Origin of the sequence: Haladaptatus cibarius D43 (genome assembly GCF_000710615.1) — an archaeon.
Taxonomy (GTDB): domain Archaea; phylum Halobacteriota; class Halobacteria; order Halobacteriales; family Haladaptataceae; genus Haladaptatus; species Haladaptatus cibarius.
Map to the genome: position 1 here is coordinate 696,391 of NZ_JDTH01000001.1, position 13,978 is coordinate 710,368.

16 protein-coding genes are annotated in these 13,978 nt (G+C 58.4%); 6 read left to right on the plus strand and 10 right to left on the minus strand.

The features are described 5' to 3' along the window. Positions 1-9: 9 nt before the first annotated feature. On the minus strand, positions 10-276 hold the full coding sequence (locus tag HL45_RS03650; RefSeq protein WP_049969738.1) for a hypothetical protein: 267 nt from the start codon (positions 274-276) through the stop codon (positions 10-12). Positions 277-301: 25 nt separating this feature from the next. Further along, the gene (locus tag HL45_RS03655) at positions 302-1,834 is read right to left on the minus strand and encodes an amidohydrolase (RefSeq protein WP_049969739.1); all 1,533 of its coding nucleotides are present in this window, start codon (positions 1,832-1,834) and stop codon (positions 302-304) included. A gap of 82 nt (positions 1,835-1,916) precedes the next feature. Here HL45_RS03655 and HL45_RS03660 point away from each other — a divergent pair, with 82 nt between their 5' ends. Next, complete coding sequence (locus HL45_RS03660) at positions 1,917-2,399, plus strand: hypothetical protein (protein ID WP_144239994.1); 483 nt, start codon at positions 1,917-1,919, stop codon at positions 2,397-2,399. Between the two features lie 48 nt (positions 2,400-2,447). On the opposite strand, the gene HL45_RS03665 is transcribed toward HL45_RS03660, so the two are convergent. Both HL45_RS03665 and HL45_RS03670 read right to left on the minus strand, forming a co-directional pair. Further along, positions 2,448-2,681, minus strand: a complete 234-nt coding sequence (locus HL45_RS03665; RefSeq protein WP_049969741.1) for a hypothetical protein — start codon at positions 2,679-2,681, stop codon at positions 2,448-2,450. A gap of 50 nt (positions 2,682-2,731) precedes the next feature. Continuing rightward, on the minus strand, positions 2,732-3,235 hold the full coding sequence (locus tag HL45_RS03670; RefSeq protein WP_049969742.1) for a GNAT family N-acetyltransferase: 504 nt from the start codon (positions 3,233-3,235) through the stop codon (positions 2,732-2,734). Between the two features lie 85 nt (positions 3,236-3,320). On the opposite strand from HL45_RS03670, the gene hmgA reads away from it, so the two are divergent. Then, positions 3,321-4,532, plus strand: a complete 1,212-nt coding sequence (hmgA, locus tag HL45_RS03675; RefSeq protein ID WP_049969743.1) for a hydroxymethylglutaryl-CoA reductase (NADPH) — start codon at positions 3,321-3,323, stop codon at positions 4,530-4,532. A gap of 127 nt (positions 4,533-4,659) precedes the next feature. Further along, on the plus strand, positions 4,660-4,800 hold the full coding sequence (locus tag HL45_RS21075; RefSeq protein WP_162833840.1) for a hypothetical protein: 141 nt from the start codon (positions 4,660-4,662) through the stop codon (positions 4,798-4,800). Between the two features lie 21 nt (positions 4,801-4,821). Here HL45_RS21075 and HL45_RS03680 read toward each other — a convergent pair whose 3' ends face one another. Continuing rightward, on the minus strand, positions 4,822-5,343 hold the full coding sequence (locus HL45_RS03680; protein WP_049969744.1) for a DUF5817 domain-containing protein: 522 nt from the start codon (positions 5,341-5,343) through the stop codon (positions 4,822-4,824). A 136-nt stretch (positions 5,344-5,479) separates the two neighbouring features. Between HL45_RS03680 and HL45_RS03685 the strand changes: the two genes are divergently transcribed. Next, entirely contained in the window at positions 5,480-5,815 is a 336-nt protein-coding gene (locus HL45_RS03685; protein WP_049969745.1) for a cupin domain-containing protein, read from the plus strand. A 152-nt stretch (positions 5,816-5,967) separates the two neighbouring features. Here the strand turns inward: HL45_RS03685 and icd are convergent, their stop codons facing one another. Together icd and HL45_RS03695 are read right to left on the minus strand one after the other, a co-directional pair. Further along, positions 5,968-7,233, minus strand: coding sequence for an isocitrate dehydrogenase (NADP(+)) (gene icd / locus HL45_RS03690; RefSeq protein ID WP_049969746.1), 1,266 nt, complete (start codon positions 7,231-7,233; stop codon positions 5,968-5,970). Positions 7,234-7,338: 105 nt separating this feature from the next. After that, positions 7,339-8,685, minus strand: coding sequence for an outer membrane protein assembly factor BamB family protein (locus HL45_RS03695; protein WP_049969747.1), 1,347 nt, complete (start codon positions 8,683-8,685; stop codon positions 7,339-7,341). Positions 8,686-9,041: 356 nt separating this feature from the next. On the opposite strand from HL45_RS03695, the gene HL45_RS03700 reads away from it, so the two are divergent. Continuing rightward, complete coding sequence (locus HL45_RS03700) at positions 9,042-9,890, plus strand: isoaspartyl peptidase/L-asparaginase (protein WP_049969748.1); 849 nt, start codon at positions 9,042-9,044, stop codon at positions 9,888-9,890. 84 nt (positions 9,891-9,974) lie between these two features. Next, positions 9,975-10,871 (plus strand): type II methionyl aminopeptidase, encoded by an 897-nt coding sequence (map, locus tag HL45_RS03705; protein ID WP_049969749.1) that lies wholly within the window; start codon positions 9,975-9,977, stop codon positions 10,869-10,871. A gap of 89 nt (positions 10,872-10,960) precedes the next feature. Here map and HL45_RS03710 read toward each other — a convergent pair whose 3' ends face one another. The 3 genes from HL45_RS03710 to HL45_RS03720 form a co-directional block, all read right to left on the minus strand. Further along, positions 10,961-11,161 (minus strand): DUF7835 family putative zinc beta-ribbon protein, encoded by a 201-nt coding sequence (locus tag HL45_RS03710; protein ID WP_049970076.1) that lies wholly within the window; start codon positions 11,159-11,161, stop codon positions 10,961-10,963. Between the two features lie 205 nt (positions 11,162-11,366). Beyond that, complete coding sequence (locus tag HL45_RS03715) at positions 11,367-13,040, minus strand: TrkH family potassium uptake protein (RefSeq protein ID WP_049969750.1); 1,674 nt, start codon at positions 13,038-13,040, stop codon at positions 11,367-11,369. Between the two features lies 1 nt (position 13,041). Beyond that, positions 13,042-13,719, minus strand: a complete 678-nt coding sequence (locus tag HL45_RS03720; RefSeq protein WP_049969751.1) for a potassium channel family protein — start codon at positions 13,717-13,719, stop codon at positions 13,042-13,044. Between the last annotated feature and the right edge of the window lie 259 nt (positions 13,720-13,978).

Sequence of the window (13,978 nt, forward strand, 5' to 3'; positions counted from 1 at the left end):
GTGAATACACTAGCCGACGACACGCGCCATTGAAAATATTTTCTCTTCAATAGTGGCTTCCGAAATCAGAGAATTCGCAAACAAGGATTGAATATGCTCATCGCGCGTGTCGCGCCGAGCGGAACGCTCGGCGTTTTCCCAATCGCTGTGTTGGGCTTGCTCCCGGTCGCCTTCCGATTCGATGAGCATCCAGAGGACGAGTGGTGCGCCGATTGCGAACAGGAAAAATAAGACGAACACGCCGCCGAATGCGGTGCTAAGAAGGCTCGGAAACATAACCGTGAAAATGTAAAACCGCTGTTTAATCGTTTCGCCCGTCGAACACGACTTTTCCGTCTACGACCGTCATCGCCACGTCGATGGTTTCGATGTCGTCTGACTCTTCCCACGGGGAACTGTCGAGGACGACGAAATCCGCCTTTTTGCCTTTCTCGACTGTCCCCAGACGGTCTTCATCGAATCCGGCGTAGGCCGCCCCGTGCGTGTATGCGCGGAGGGCTTCGGTGACGCTCAACTGCTGTGCTTCGACGGGCGCGTTGACGGTCTGGTGAATCCCGAGCAGTGGGTCGAGGGGCATGCAGTCGCTTCCGAACGCGAGGTGTGCGCCGGAATCGAGTAGGGTTCGGAAACGGTTCGTCTGCTTTCTTCGCTCCTCGCCCAGTCGAGCGTCGTACAGGCCGCCCTCCTGCGCCCACTTCAGGAAGTTCGGTTGGACGGAGGCGACGATGCCGGTTTCTGCAAATCGTTCTATCTGCTCATCGGTCACGAGTTCGACGTGTTCGACGCGGTGACGCATCGCGCCGGGGTCGTCGGTTTCCCCGAAGGCGTCGAGCGTCTCCTCGATTGCTTCGTCGCCGATGGCGTGCACCGTGACCTGCAATCCGGCGTCGTCTGCGCGTGAAACGATTTCGTTCAGTTCTTTCGGGGGGACGACCCACTGGCCGGTTCCGTCGCCGTCCGCGTAGGGTTCGGTGAGTTTCGCGGTTCGACCGCCGAAACTCCCGTCTGTAAAGGATTTTATCGCGCCGGTTCGGACGAACTCGCTCCCGTGGTTGGTCTGGAGGCCGATTTCCTCGACTGCGTCGAGGTGGTCGCTCCAGTAGTTGATGCGCACGCGCAGGTCGAGGTCGCCGTCGAGTTCGAGCGACCGGTACACTTCGGGTGCCCGCGAGCGCCGAACCATGTCGTGAACGCCGGTAATTCCCTTTTTGTGGGCGTCTCCTTGTGCCGCCAGCAGGAGTTCGCGCATCGTCTCTGCGTCGGGTTCGATGGCCTCGTAGATGGCATCGACGGCCTCTTCCACGATAACGCCGGTCGGTTCGCCGCCCTCGGTTTCGACGTCCTCGTCCGGCATTTGGTCGCGGAGTCGGGAGAGGGCCTCGCTGTTGACCGAGGCGGTGTGCATGTCCTCACGAAACGCGACTACGGGCCGCGTTTCGCTCACTGAATCGAGGTCGTCGCGGGTCAGATAGCGCGACTCCTCCCACGTGCTTTCGTCGAATCCATAGCCCAAAATCCAGTCGCGGTCGGCGTCTAACTCGGCGAGCAGTTCCACGCAGTCGTCGGGCGAATCGGCGACGGAAAGGTCGGCGTTGACGAGATAGTTTCCGACCATCATCAGGTGGGTGTGGGCGTCGATGAACCCCGGCAGGAGAACGCGCCCACCGAGGTCTACCATGTCGGTTTCGACGCCTTCCAAGAAGTCCACTTCGTAGGCGCTGTCCACACGAACGATTTCCCCGTCGCGGACGGCCACCGCGTCCGCCGTCTCGTCGGGTTCAGCGAGGGTGTGGACCTCGGCGTTCGTGAAAATCACATCCGCTGGCGCTGTCATGCTTTCGTGGTGTCGTCCGACGGCGATAACTGTTCGGGGAGCGGCAGAACGATTTTGACAATTCGTTGTGATTACACGAATGATGCCCTCGAAACGTTCCGTTCTCACACTCTTCGTCGCCACGCTCGTCTTCCTCGCCGGGTGTTCCGACGCCGGATTCCTCGGCGGAAAAACCGATGTCGTCACCGAGAAAAAGCCCGAAGAGCCGAAACTCGTTGGTGCGGTGCTGACCGGTGGTGGCTGTGTCGATTCGCCTACAAACCGAGTTCAGACGACAAAGCGAACCGAGAACGAAGGGAGCCATCTCGTCGTCACCGGAAACGTGAGCGTCCCCGACGCCGCCTACTCGCTCGAACGTCCGGAACTGGTCGAAACAGGGTGGAGCAACTACACGCTCCGGGTGTCCAGCAATCGAACGACCGAGAAACCGCAACGGGACTGCGTGGGACTGGCGAACTACACTGCCACCGTCCGGATTCCGGACGGTGGCCCGCACAAAACATTCACGCTGGCGGTGGTTCACGACGGTGAGGTCGTCCACCGGGAGAATGTCACAAGTCAGTGAGTCGAAAGCGAACTGACCGAAAACCGCCTCACCGACCGAAAACCGCAGTTATTCTGACGGAACTGCGTGTAACGACCCGCCCCTGCGATTTCGCCGTTGGATGTAAAACGCGTACACTGCGATTGCCCCGATGAACGGCGGGACGAAGAAGCCGACAAAAAATCCCACAGCCCACATATCGACGGTGTCCATCTTCCGCTTTTTCGCATCGTGGTATATCCACGCGGAACCGAGGAGGGCGAGCGGGACGGCCAAATAGACGGACATCGTAATTTCGACCATACTCGTCTACTGAAGTTCACATAGTTGTCAATTTCGATTCGGAGTAGTTGCTACGCGAAATCGTGATAGTACACCTGCTGGTACGCTGTTCCGCCAGTAAACAAATCCTCGACTCTTTCTTCCACGCGCTCGAACCCGTTCGATTCGAAAAATCGTCTCCCCTGTTCGTTGTCGGTGAGAACGCCAATCGATAGTTGCGTAAATCCGCGCTCTCGAACCGCTCTTTCGGTGGCATCGAGAAGGATGGTTCCGATGCCTTCGCGCCAGCGATTTGGTTCGACGTAGATTCCTCGAATCGCCGCTTCACCGACCGCGTTCGCCCGACTAACAGCCTCGATGTGCGCGTAGCCGACGAGTTCCCCGTCCCCGACTGCGGCGATGAGTATCACGTCGTTGTCGGCCAGTGCGGTTTGGAAGCGGTCGTCGCTGAACCGCTCCCTCACGGTCGCTTCGCGCTCTTTCTCGGGGAGGAAGTCGTATGCCGTGTCCACCGCTTCGTGCGAAACGCGACGAATTTCCGGGATGTCGCTTGCTGTCACGCCCCTCGTTTCCATGGTTACTATTCTCATAGGGTGAAGAAATCCTTGATGGCTCGTACAAATGGGCAACTGTTAGGGGGCGCGGGAGAAATTCCGAACCATGTCCGACGCAGACGAACTCGCGGAACAGGTTCGGGCGGGCGACCTGCACCTCCACGAACTCGAAGACCACGCCGACCACGACACCGCCGCCGAGGCGCGCCGAAACCTCCTCGAATCGGAAACCGACGCGACCCTCGACACGGTCGGCGACTACGCCTTCGACGCGGAGATGGCCGAACCTAACATCGAGAACATGATGGGGACGGCTCAGATTCCGATGGGCGTCGCGGGCCCCGTCGCGGTCAACGGCGGGTCAGCGGAAGGCGATTACTACCTCCCACTCGCAACAACCGAGGGGGCACTGCTGGCCAGCGTCAATCGCGGTTGCTCCGTCATCAGTACCGCGGGAGGCGCGGACGCCCGCGTCACGAAGACCGGAATGACTCGCGCCCCGGTTTTCCGCGTACAGGGCATCGCCGAAGCGGAAGAAGTCGTGAACTGGGTTCGTGAAAACCGCGACGAACTTGCGGGGGTCGCGGAAGCCACGACCAACCACGGCGAACTCGAAGACGTGACGACCTACGTCGTCGGCGACTCCGTTTTCCTGCGATTCGTCTACGACACGAAAGACGCGATGGGCATGAACATGGCGACCATTGCGACCGGCGAAGCCGCGTCGTTGGTCGAGGAAGAAACACCTGCAAACCTCGTCGCGCTTTCGGGCAACCTCTGCTCGGACAAGAAACCCGCCGCAATCAACGCTGTGGAGGGACGTGGGCGGAGCGTCACGGCGGACGTTCGAATCCCGCGCGAAACGGTCGAAGGACGATTGCACACGACCCCGGAAGCAATCGAGGAGGCGAACACGCGAAAGAATCTCGTCGGAAGCGCGAAGGCAGGAAGCCTCGGGTTCAACGCCCACGCCGCGAACATCATCGCCGCGGCGTTCCTCGCAACCGGACAGGACGCCGCGCAGGTGGTCGAAGGGAGCAACGCGATTACGACCGTCGAAGTACGAGAGGACGAGTTGTACGCAAGCGTCAGCATCGCCAGTCTGGAAGTCGGCACTGTCGGCGGCGGCACGAAACTCCCGACGCAATCGGAAGCCCTCGACGTACTCGGACTCCGCGGCGGCGGCCACCCTGCCGGAAGCAACGCGGATGCGCTCGCGGAAATCATTGCAGTCGGTGCGCTCGCGGGAGAACTCTCCCTGCTCGCGGCGCTCGCATCACGCCACCTCTCCAGTGCGCACGAAGAACTCGGTCGGTAAGCGTTCCGCCACCAATTAAAATCCAAAACAATTTTACTAGAATTTTATTACGGAACGCAGAGACTATCCAACTGGCACGTGCGATTGACGGAATTGCTCGCATCGTGCCGTCCGATGGTGACCTTGAATGGCGACAGCATCCTCCGACAAGGACGCACCGATTACGGACTCCCGAGCATACCGTGTGCTTCAGTTCCTGAAACTGTTGCTCACCGTTATCACGTTGGTCGTCGCCGTATGGAAAGGACTGAACGGTGCGCTCCCGTAAGTAGCGTCATTTCTTCCATTTTTACAGGCGACGATACCGCCCCTGACTTTCGCTGACTTCACCACGCCGCACGAGTTTTTGGAGAGATTTTTCCACGTACTCCCGAGAAACACCGCGTTCACTTGCGTAGGCGACGACTGCTTTTTCCTCCGGCCTATCGAGTTTTTCGAGCGCGTCCAACACGATTTGCTTTTTGTCCTTGCTCGTCGTCCCGCGCCGAGAGCGCTCCTCGACGGCGGACACTTCCTCGGTGTCGATTCCGGAGCGGTCTAAATACTCCTCGTCGTCCATTCCCGCGTGGTCGATTTGGGCGTTCATCTCGGCGAACGAATCGAGTTCCGCGAACGCGTCGCCGTGTCCCTGTCGGTTGGCGATCATGGACGCGCGAATCTCTCTGGCTTGGTCTTCGTCCTCGGTTTCGACGAACTTTTTGAGCTTTCGAAATTTCTTCCGCTTGCCACAGCGCGAACACTGCGTCGTCTCCGGATTTCCATCGACTATCCACAGGTTGCTACATGCACTACACCCGACGACGCTGTACATGTCCTTGTCTCCGACTGCCGCCGTGTTTAACTCTGCGCTCGCTCGCAAGTTGGACTGTCACCGTGCCGAACTGGTTCCGTCTTCGTATTTAAATGCTCACCGGGAGATTTACCGTCTCTGCCTGAGAGTGTCTTTCATGGAAAGAGATTCCCTTTCAGACCACGAGCCAACTGAAGCCGTCGATGGCGTCCATCTCGCGCAACTGGCCGCCGGAGAGGAGATGAGCATCCAGCACTTTCACATCGAACCCGACGCGACGGTGCCGGAACACAGTCACGAACACGAACAGACCGGTTTCATCCACAGCGGCGCGTTGACGTTCGTCGTCGATGGTGAGAAAATCGTTCTCGGAGAGGGTGACTCCTACGCGATTCCGGGGGACGAACCACACTCCGCTGAAAACGAGGGTGACGAACCGGTTCGCGGTATCGACATCTTCAGTCCGCCGCGACTGGACGTGCCGTGGAAGTAACGAGGTATAAATTCGGCTGAACTACGTTCGTCGTGGAAACAGATTCTTCGAGAAATCGTACTATTTTCGCGGAGTCGCAGTGGTGGGTCGAAAAACTCTCCACGACAGCTTTTCGATAGCACCGAGCAAAGCGCAGTTAACCCACGACTCGCTTACGCGAGGTTGTGGATGTTTTCGACGATGGCGTCGGCGTACTCGCTGGTTGCGAGTTTCTCGCCGCCCTCGATTTGGCGTTCGAGGTCGTAGGTGACCTTCCCGGAGGAAATCGTCTCTTCGACGGCGTCGCGGACGAGTTTGCCTGCGTCCTTCCAGCCCATGTATTCGAGCATGAGGCGGCCGGAGAGAATCATCGCGGTCGGGTTGACCTTGTCCTCGCCTGCGTATTTCGGTGCGGAACCGTGAACCGGCTCTGCGAGACAGCGGTGGTCACCGAAGTTCGCACCGGGTGCGATGCCGAGGCCACCGATTTGGGCACCCGCGGCGTCGGACATGTAGTCGCCGTTCAGGTTCATCGTGGCGACGACGTCGTACTGGTCGGTACGGGTGAGAATCTGCTGGAGCATGTTGTCCGCGATGCGGTCTTTGACGACGAGTTTGTCGTCCGGCTGTTCGCCGTCGTACTCGTCCCAAAGCTCGTCTTCCGTGATGGTGACGTCGCCGAACTCCTCCTCTGCGAGTTCGTAACCCCAGTCACGGAACGCGCCTTCGGTGAACTTCATGATGTTGCCCTTGTGGACGAGCGTGACGGAGTCACGGCCGTTTTCGAGGGCATACTCGATTGCCTCGCGGACGAGGCGTTTCGTTCCGAACTCGGTAATCGGCTTGATGCCGATGCCGACCGGGCCGTCGTGGATGGTCGAATCGTAGCCCATTTCGTCCTCGACGAACGCCTTGACTTGCTCGACTTCGTCGGTTCCTGCTTCCCACTCGATACCGGCGTAGACGTCCTCCGTGTTCTCACGGAAGGTGACCATGTCCATCGCACCGGGGTTCTTGACGGGTGACGGAACGCCGTCGAGGTGGTACGTTGGTCGAACGTTCGCGTACAGGTCGAGCGTCTTGCGAAGCGCGACGTTCAGGCTACGGAATCCTGCGCCGACTGGCGTCGTGAGCGGCCCTTTGATGGCGATGTTGAACTGCTTGATTGCTTCGACTGTGTCGTCAGGGAGATTCTCGTCGTAGGTTTCGCGTGCACTTTCTCCGGCGTAGACGCGCATCCAGTTGATTTCGCGTCCAGTCGCCTCTGCTGCGGCTTCGAGAACTTTCTGTGCGGCCGGGCCGACGTCGGTTCCGATACCGTCGCCGTGAATAATCGGGATGATGGGGTCGTCGGGAACTTCCAACTCGCCCGTCTCCTCGTCGTGCGTGATTTGAGACCCTTCCGCAGGTACTTCCACCTTGTCGTACTCGTAGCTCATAATCGTTCGAACGATGTTTCGAGGAGGGTAAAAGCCCTGCCGTTTCCCCCTCGTATGAGCCTTATACTCCCTTAAAGAATTGAGTGGGTTCGGTTGCTGATGCGGTCAGCAGTCGTCGTTGTCGTCCGAGTCATCTGAATCGTCTGAATCGTCGTCAGACCCATCGTCGCCTCCATTTTCGTCACCAACTAGTGCCACAGTTCCCCTCGAATCGAACCGACCGATAGTCGTATAGACCCGTCCGTCCGTGATGATGAACTGTTCGCTGTTGACAGGGGCTTGGCTGACGACTATCTTTTGTTTAGTGATACTCTCGCCCGTTTCCTTGTCCCGACGGATGAGACATCCCGGCTTGTCGTCTCTCCACCCTTCGTCCACGATATGATACAATCCGTCGCTCGTGCCGACGAGTCGAAGTGCATCTACCTCGTCGTTTCGCCATACCTTCTCGCCCGTCGTCGCATTGAGTGCGAAGAAATCGCCGCTACAATCGACGTAGACTCTCTCCTCGTCAGCTACGTGTACGGTAATCTCCCATCCCCACTCGTTGCTGTTCGGTGGTTCGATGACTTCCGTGAAGTTGTACTGCCACTTCGTTTCACCTGTCTCAGGGTCTAGCGCGAGGAGAACATTGTCTTGGTCAACGTACAGTTCGCTTTCCGTTGCGACGGACACGACAGCCGACAGCTCTCGTTTCCACTGCGTCTCCCCGGTTTCGACGTCTAATGAATATATCCCCGAGTCGTCTTCGCCACTTTTCAACACGAACACCGACCCGTTCACAACGACCGGTTTGGCAACACTGTCCATCCGCCAGCGGACACTTCCATCATCGCGGGAGAGGACGACGAGGTCGTCCGACCAGTGTCGTTCTATCTGTCCACCGTGAACCACGAGCGATTCGTCGGTAACGACAGGCCCATAGCCCCCCGTATCGGCGGACCACAGTTCGGAACCATCGGTCGCATCGAACGCCTGTGTGTGACTGCGTTGGCTCGCGTACACAACATCGTCAGCGACTGCGAGCCGATGGCTGTGCCACTCATCGGGCGTTCCAAGCTCCGTTTCCCACAGCGAGTCCCAACTGTCTACGTCAATCGCGTGAAGCGTCCGCGTCACTTCCTCAGGAGGAACGTCGTCGGGAACTCGTCCCCTTGTGTAGTAAGCGACGCCGTTGCTGACGGTTGGCACGCCAATCGAACCAGAATGCTTCCATCGGGGGGACAACGTTCCGGTCGGAACGCTCGCATTGGGATTGTACTTCGTTCTGCCCCCGTCGTGGTTTGGCATCGGCCACGAGGTATTGTCAACATCTACGCTCGCGTCCGTGTCGTACTCAGTTACAGTTGCATCATCGGAGGACTGTGCGGCGATGGCGGTACCACTCCCGACGAGACCGGCGGCGGTCAACGAGAGCATCGTTCGGCGGCTGAATGCTGGTTTTTCGGCCATGATACGGTTAGAAATAGTGAACTATGAATCATGGTTATCGATTTTATATTTCCTATTATCAAGAGAAACAGCTAACTAATAATCATTTAAACGAACACTGTTCGAAACCATTCGTATAATTTTTACGTAGTCTACGAAGTTATATTTAAATGGGGTCGGTATTCGACTCACTCCCCTCTCAAATCCTGAACTGTGGCTGGTGACGCCGTCCAATTGGTGACTACCGTTCGTTTTCAATTCCCAATTCCAAAACCGAAAACTGCTCCGTGTCTTGATCACTGAAGCCGACACATCATTAGTTCGTCCGAATCGCCGTTTGACGTGAATTTAAGCCGTCTCACACGAGAGCAGTCGGCATGAAAGTCATCGTACACGGCGGCGCTGGCGGCGAACCCGACGAACCGACGCTCCGACAGGCAGTCCTCGATGAGGCCGCAGAAACCGGCGGAAAGGCGGAGACGGTCGTCGATGCGGTCGAGGCCGCGGTTCACGTCCTCGAATCGTCGCCGCGATTCAACGCGGGTGTCGGCGGTGCAGTCCAGAGCGACGGCGAGGTTCGAACCGACGCCGGAATCATGACGAGCGACCGCGAAGCGGGCGCGGCCTGCTCCATGTCCGGCGTCGAACACGCCGTCAGCGCGGCCCGCGTCGTAATGGAGGAAACGCCGCACGTCCTCGTCAGCGGCGACCACGCAGTCGAATTGGCGGCCGATTTCGGCGTCGAAACCGGTATCGACCTCTGGACGGAAACGAGTGAGGAGCGGTGGAACGACTACGATGCGCCCGACGGAACGCCGAGCGAGCACGTAGAATGGCTCCGCGAGAAATTCGGCGGGGCGGATACCGTCGGCGCGGTCGCCTACGACGGCGATGAGTTCGCCGCCGCAACCTCGACCGGCGGACGGTGGCTCGCACTCGCGGGTCGAGTCGGCGACGTACCGCAAATCGGGAGCGGCTTTTACGCGGCCCCGGCAGGTGCGGCCAGTTCCACGGGTGCGGGCGAAGACATCGCCAAATCGACGCTTACCCGGAGAGCGGTTCGCCACCTCGAATCCGGCTACGACGCACAGGAGGCCGCAGACCGCGCAATTGAGGAGTTTGCCGAACTCACCGGTTCGACTGCGGGCGTCATCGTCCTCGACAACGACGGAAACGCCGGAAGCGCGTTCAACAGCGACGCGATGCAGATCGGCATCAGTCGGTAATGGGAAATTCGGATTGGGTCAGTCCATCCCGCCGCATTTTCGCGTAACGCAAACTCTTTCCGGCATTCGGGCGAACACCGTGGCATGAGCGACCAGTCAATCGACCTCTCGGCGGAGAAGTACGAAAAACACCGGGAGGCCGGTGAAATCCTCGCACAGGTTCGCACGGAAACCGCGGAGCGCGTCGAAGTCGGTGCGAGTCATCTGGACATCGCAGAGTACGCGGAAGACCGAATCCGCGAACTCGGCGGGAAACCGGCGTTCCCGGTCAACATCAGCATCGACGAAGAAGCGGCCCACGCGACGCCGAGCATCGGCGACGAAAGCACGTTCGGCGAGGACATGGTCAACCTCGACATCGGCGTTCAGATAGACGGCTGGCTCGCCGACACCGCGATTACGGTTGACCTCTCGGGCCACGACGACCTCGCGGAGGCGAGCGAGGAAGCGTTGGACGCCGCGCTCGAACTAGTCGAACCCGGCGTGGAGACGGGCGAAATCGGTGCCGAAATCGAATCCGTCATCGACGGCTACGGCTACAATCCGGTCGTCAACCTCTCTGGCCACGGACTGGCCCACTACGAACAGCACACCGAACCGAACATTCCGAATCGCGCGGTTTCGCAGGGAATCGAGTTAGAGGTTGGCGACGTGGTCGCCATCGAACCGTTCGCCACCGATGGCAGTGGGAAAGTTCGAGAAGGTGCAGAGGAGGAGATTTTCTCCCTCGAACGCGAAGCCTCGGTTCGCGACCGAAGCGCTCGAAAGGCACTCGACCAGATTACAGAAGAGTTCCGAACGCTCCCGTTCGCAACCCGGTGGCTGGACAGTTCCCGTCCCGAGATGGCACTGCGCCGTTTGAAAATGAAGAACGTCATTCACGGTTACCCAGTGCTCAAAGAAGAGGAGGGCTTCCTCGTCAGTCAGAAAGAACACTCGGTCATCGTCACCGAAGACGGCTGTGAAGTGTTCACGAGATAGTCGGCTCGAAATATCAACTATGTTTTAGTGATACTTCGGTAACGAATCCTCTTTGAGAACGAGAATAGCTGACAGGTATACCGAACAGGTTACGCGTTGTTCATCCGCTGGCTCTTCTCTTCACCGCACATTTCGCAACTCGTGATACGGTACGGTTCACGCGAGAACTCGGCGTTTTCCCGCTTTTTGCTCTCGGTACGTATTTCGACTGATACCTCGTGTGAGGTTTCACGGCCGCAGTTGTCGCACAGTTCTACCATTGCTTGGAACCCCTGATTTTTTGTTGCCATGGTGACTTCCTGCTCAGTCCATACAACCGCTGACACGTGCATAAAAACCCCTCTCTGTTGGGAGACGTTCGAACCGTTTATTCGGCCGCAGTCTTGTGATTTTGCCATTTGGAGCGACGAGAGCGTCCCACTTCGTTTATCGTGGCCTCTCAACCGTTAATGAAGGCGGAACGCTCTACAACAGCCGAATTCTTTATATACTTGTTCAGGGATTGAGTCCGAACAGAGCAGACCGGATGAAGACCAACACAGGGATTATTTCGAGGCGTCCGACCCACATATTCAGAACGAGCATCCCCTCACCGAGGGGCGACATCATCGGCCCGACGATACCGGTCGAAAGTCCGACGTTGCCCTGTGCGCTAGCGACCTCGAAGAGGGCATCAGCGTAGCCAAATCCGGGGGTGACGTTCACGAGGACGACGCTTCCCGTAATCAGCAGAATAATCCAGAGCATACTGACGATTGTTGCTTCGCTGAACTCCTCGTACATTTGGTTTCGGTCGAGTTTTCGCCCGTTGACTCGGGTGTTGACCACCGCAGATGCCGGGAGAAACACCCGCGAGAACTCCCACTGGATGCCTTTGCTTATCATGTAGCCGCGAATGATTTTGATACCGCCGACCGTACTCCCTGCCGCACCGCCCACCACCATTGCGCCGCTGATGATGAGTTTGCCGCCTGCGCTCCAGTTGCCGATGTCCGACGACTGGAAGCCCGTACAGGTGAGGGCGCTGACGAACTGGAAGACGGAGTCCCGAGTCGCATCGCCCGCCACCGCCGACATTCCGAGGTTTTGTGTTCCAATCCAACCGGTTTGCGTGAACGCTTCGCTTGCAACCGGGAGCGCGATTATGTTCTGCACCGACAGCACGAGGCTTCCGGCGACGAAGAGGACGAACAGCCAGCGCGTTTGGAGGTCGGAAAACAGTTCGTCGAAATTCCGGTCGTGAAGCACCAGATAATGAATCGGGAACGCGATTGCTCCGAGCGCCATGATTGGCAGCAAAACACCCTCGACCAGCGGCGAGTCATACGACTGGATGGAGTTGTCCGTGACGCTGAACCCACCGGTCGAAAGCGCCGTCATCGCGTGATTTAACGACTGCCAAAACGTTTCAAACAGACCCTGTTGTGGCTCGCTCCACCAAATAGCCCCGAACAAGAGGACGACGGCAATCGCGGTGTAAAGCAGGAAAATTCGCCACACCGTCTGCACCGTGTGAATGATGCTCGGATGGATTCGCTCTTCTCGGGTTTCTGCTCGATAGAGCGCGTAACTGCCGCTTCCGGGACGGGCGAGAATCGCCGTCGTGAGGACGATAACGCCCACGCCGCCGACCCACTGGATGAGCGACCGCCACCACTGAATCGCATGAGGGAGCGACGGTTCGTGAACCGCCATCGTCAGGCCGCTTCCCGTCCATCCGGACATGCTCTCGAACACTGCATGGAGGGGATTGCCGTAGTAGGCGAGGCTGGAGAACGTCGTCTCCCCGCCGATTCGAATCGGTTCGTAGTTCGCGCCCGCCGGAACGTAGCTGTTCATCACAGACGCAGGCGTCAGATGCGCGGCGAGGAAGAACGGAATCGCCCCGAAAATCGCGGTGGCGAACCACCCGCCTGCGGCGATGACCATCCCGTGTTTCATCACCGGATTCGGCGCGTTTGCGAATAGTTTCCGGGCAGTACCGCCCGCTCCCGCCGTGACTCCGGCCGCGATGAGAAACGCGAGTGCCACGTAAAACTCCCCGAATACGAGTGCCAAGAGGACGGTGAACGTCATCAAAGTCGCTTGCATCAGCACGAGCGCACCGATGTCTCGCAGAATGACCGCAAGGTCTGCCGGAACCCCGGCAACCGTTGGGCGACGTGGCATATCAGTCGTGGTTCTCGTAATGGCCGAAAACGTCGGTTACCTCCGGCGTCGCACCGTTTTCGGAGAAGATGGTGATGAGGTCGCCACTTTCTATTCTCGTGTTCCCGCGCGGGGTGATGACTTCGTCGTCGCGCTCGATTGCGACGACCAATATTCCGTCGCCGAACAGGCCCTCACTCGCCGCTTCGGAGAGGGTGAGGCCCGAAACCGGCGCATAGGAATCGGCCGTGATTTCGAACACTTCCGCTTCCTCGCCGACCTTCATGTAGTCCTTGATGGACGGGCGTTTTACGGCGCGATAGAGGTACTCCGCGATGAGGCGTTGGGGGTTCTCGATGACGTTTACCCCGATTTGGCGGAAGATGTTCATGTGTTCGGGATTGTGAACGACCGAGATGAGCGAGGGCACTTCCATCTCCTGTCCCAGCAGACAGACCATGATGTTCGTCGCGTCTTGGTCGGTCGTGCTGATGAGGGCGTCCGCGCGGTCTGCACCTGCTTCTTCCAAGGTGTCGAGTACCGTCGCGTCGTCGTGGAGGACGAGACAGTCAAACTCCATCGACGCGCGTTCCGCGCGTTCTTTATTTTTCTCGATGACCACCACGTCGTTGCTGTTCTGGGTCGCAATGCTGATGAGTTGCGAGCCGATGTCGCCCGCACCGACGATAATGAGATACATTCGTTGTTCCCCCTGCGAAGTCAGCGTTTGAAAAGATATTGTTGTGGAACGAGGGTATCGTGTGGGTGTGTCGGGTTGTGAGCAATTCCGGTAGGTAACCGTTTAATCACGGTTATGAAGTCGTTAAAAACGCCGTAATGGCTGTTTTTCGGGTTCTGAGTTTGTTGTGGGAATTCAGTATGAGGAACCAGCGCGCGCCGTGGTGGTTCGGTGAGTTTCTCGAATTGACACAAAAATCGTGGCGCGCGCGTCGGCAGAC

Coding starts and splice junctions, on each gene's coding strand:
- HL45_RS03650 (WP_049969738.1), bottom strand. CDS start 276: ATGTTTCCGAGCCTTCTTAGCACCGCATTCGGCGGCGTGTTCGTCTTA.
- HL45_RS03655 (WP_049969739.1), bottom strand. CDS start 1,834: ATGACAGCGCCAGCGGATGTGATTTTCACGAACGCCGAGGTCCACACC.
- HL45_RS03660 (WP_144239994.1), top strand. CDS start 1,917: ATGCCCTCGAAACGTTCCGTTCTCACACTCTTCGTCGCCACGCTCGTC.
- HL45_RS03665 (WP_049969741.1), bottom strand. CDS start 2,681: ATGGTCGAAATTACGATGTCCGTCTATTTGGCCGTCCCGCTCGCCCTC.
- HL45_RS03670 (WP_049969742.1), bottom strand. CDS start 3,235: ATGGAAACGAGGGGCGTGACAGCAAGCGACATCCCGGAAATTCGTCGC.
- hmgA (WP_049969743.1), top strand. CDS start 3,321: ATGTCCGACGCAGACGAACTCGCGGAACAGGTTCGGGCGGGCGACCTG.
- HL45_RS21075 (WP_162833840.1), top strand. CDS start 4,660: ATGGCGACAGCATCCTCCGACAAGGACGCACCGATTACGGACTCCCGA.
- HL45_RS03680 (WP_049969744.1), bottom strand. CDS start 5,343: ATGTACAGCGTCGTCGGGTGTAGTGCATGTAGCAACCTGTGGATAGTC.
- HL45_RS03685 (WP_049969745.1), top strand. CDS start 5,480: ATGGAAAGAGATTCCCTTTCAGACCACGAGCCAACTGAAGCCGTCGAT.
- icd (WP_049969746.1), bottom strand. CDS start 7,233: ATGAGCTACGAGTACGACAAGGTGGAAGTACCTGCGGAAGGGTCTCAA.
- HL45_RS03695 (WP_049969747.1), bottom strand. CDS start 8,685: ATGGCCGAAAAACCAGCATTCAGCCGCCGAACGATGCTCTCGTTGACC.
- HL45_RS03700 (WP_049969748.1), top strand. CDS start 9,042: ATGAAAGTCATCGTACACGGCGGCGCTGGCGGCGAACCCGACGAACCG.
- map (WP_049969749.1), top strand. CDS start 9,975: ATGAGCGACCAGTCAATCGACCTCTCGGCGGAGAAGTACGAAAAACAC.
- HL45_RS03710 (WP_049970076.1), bottom strand. CDS start 11,161: ATGGCAACAAAAAATCAGGGGTTCCAAGCAATGGTAGAACTGTGCGAC.
- HL45_RS03715 (WP_049969750.1), bottom strand. CDS start 13,040: ATGCCACGTCGCCCAACGGTTGCCGGGGTTCCGGCAGACCTTGCGGTC.
- HL45_RS03720 (WP_049969751.1), bottom strand. CDS start 13,719: ATGTATCTCATTATCGTCGGTGCGGGCGACATCGGCTCGCAACTCATC.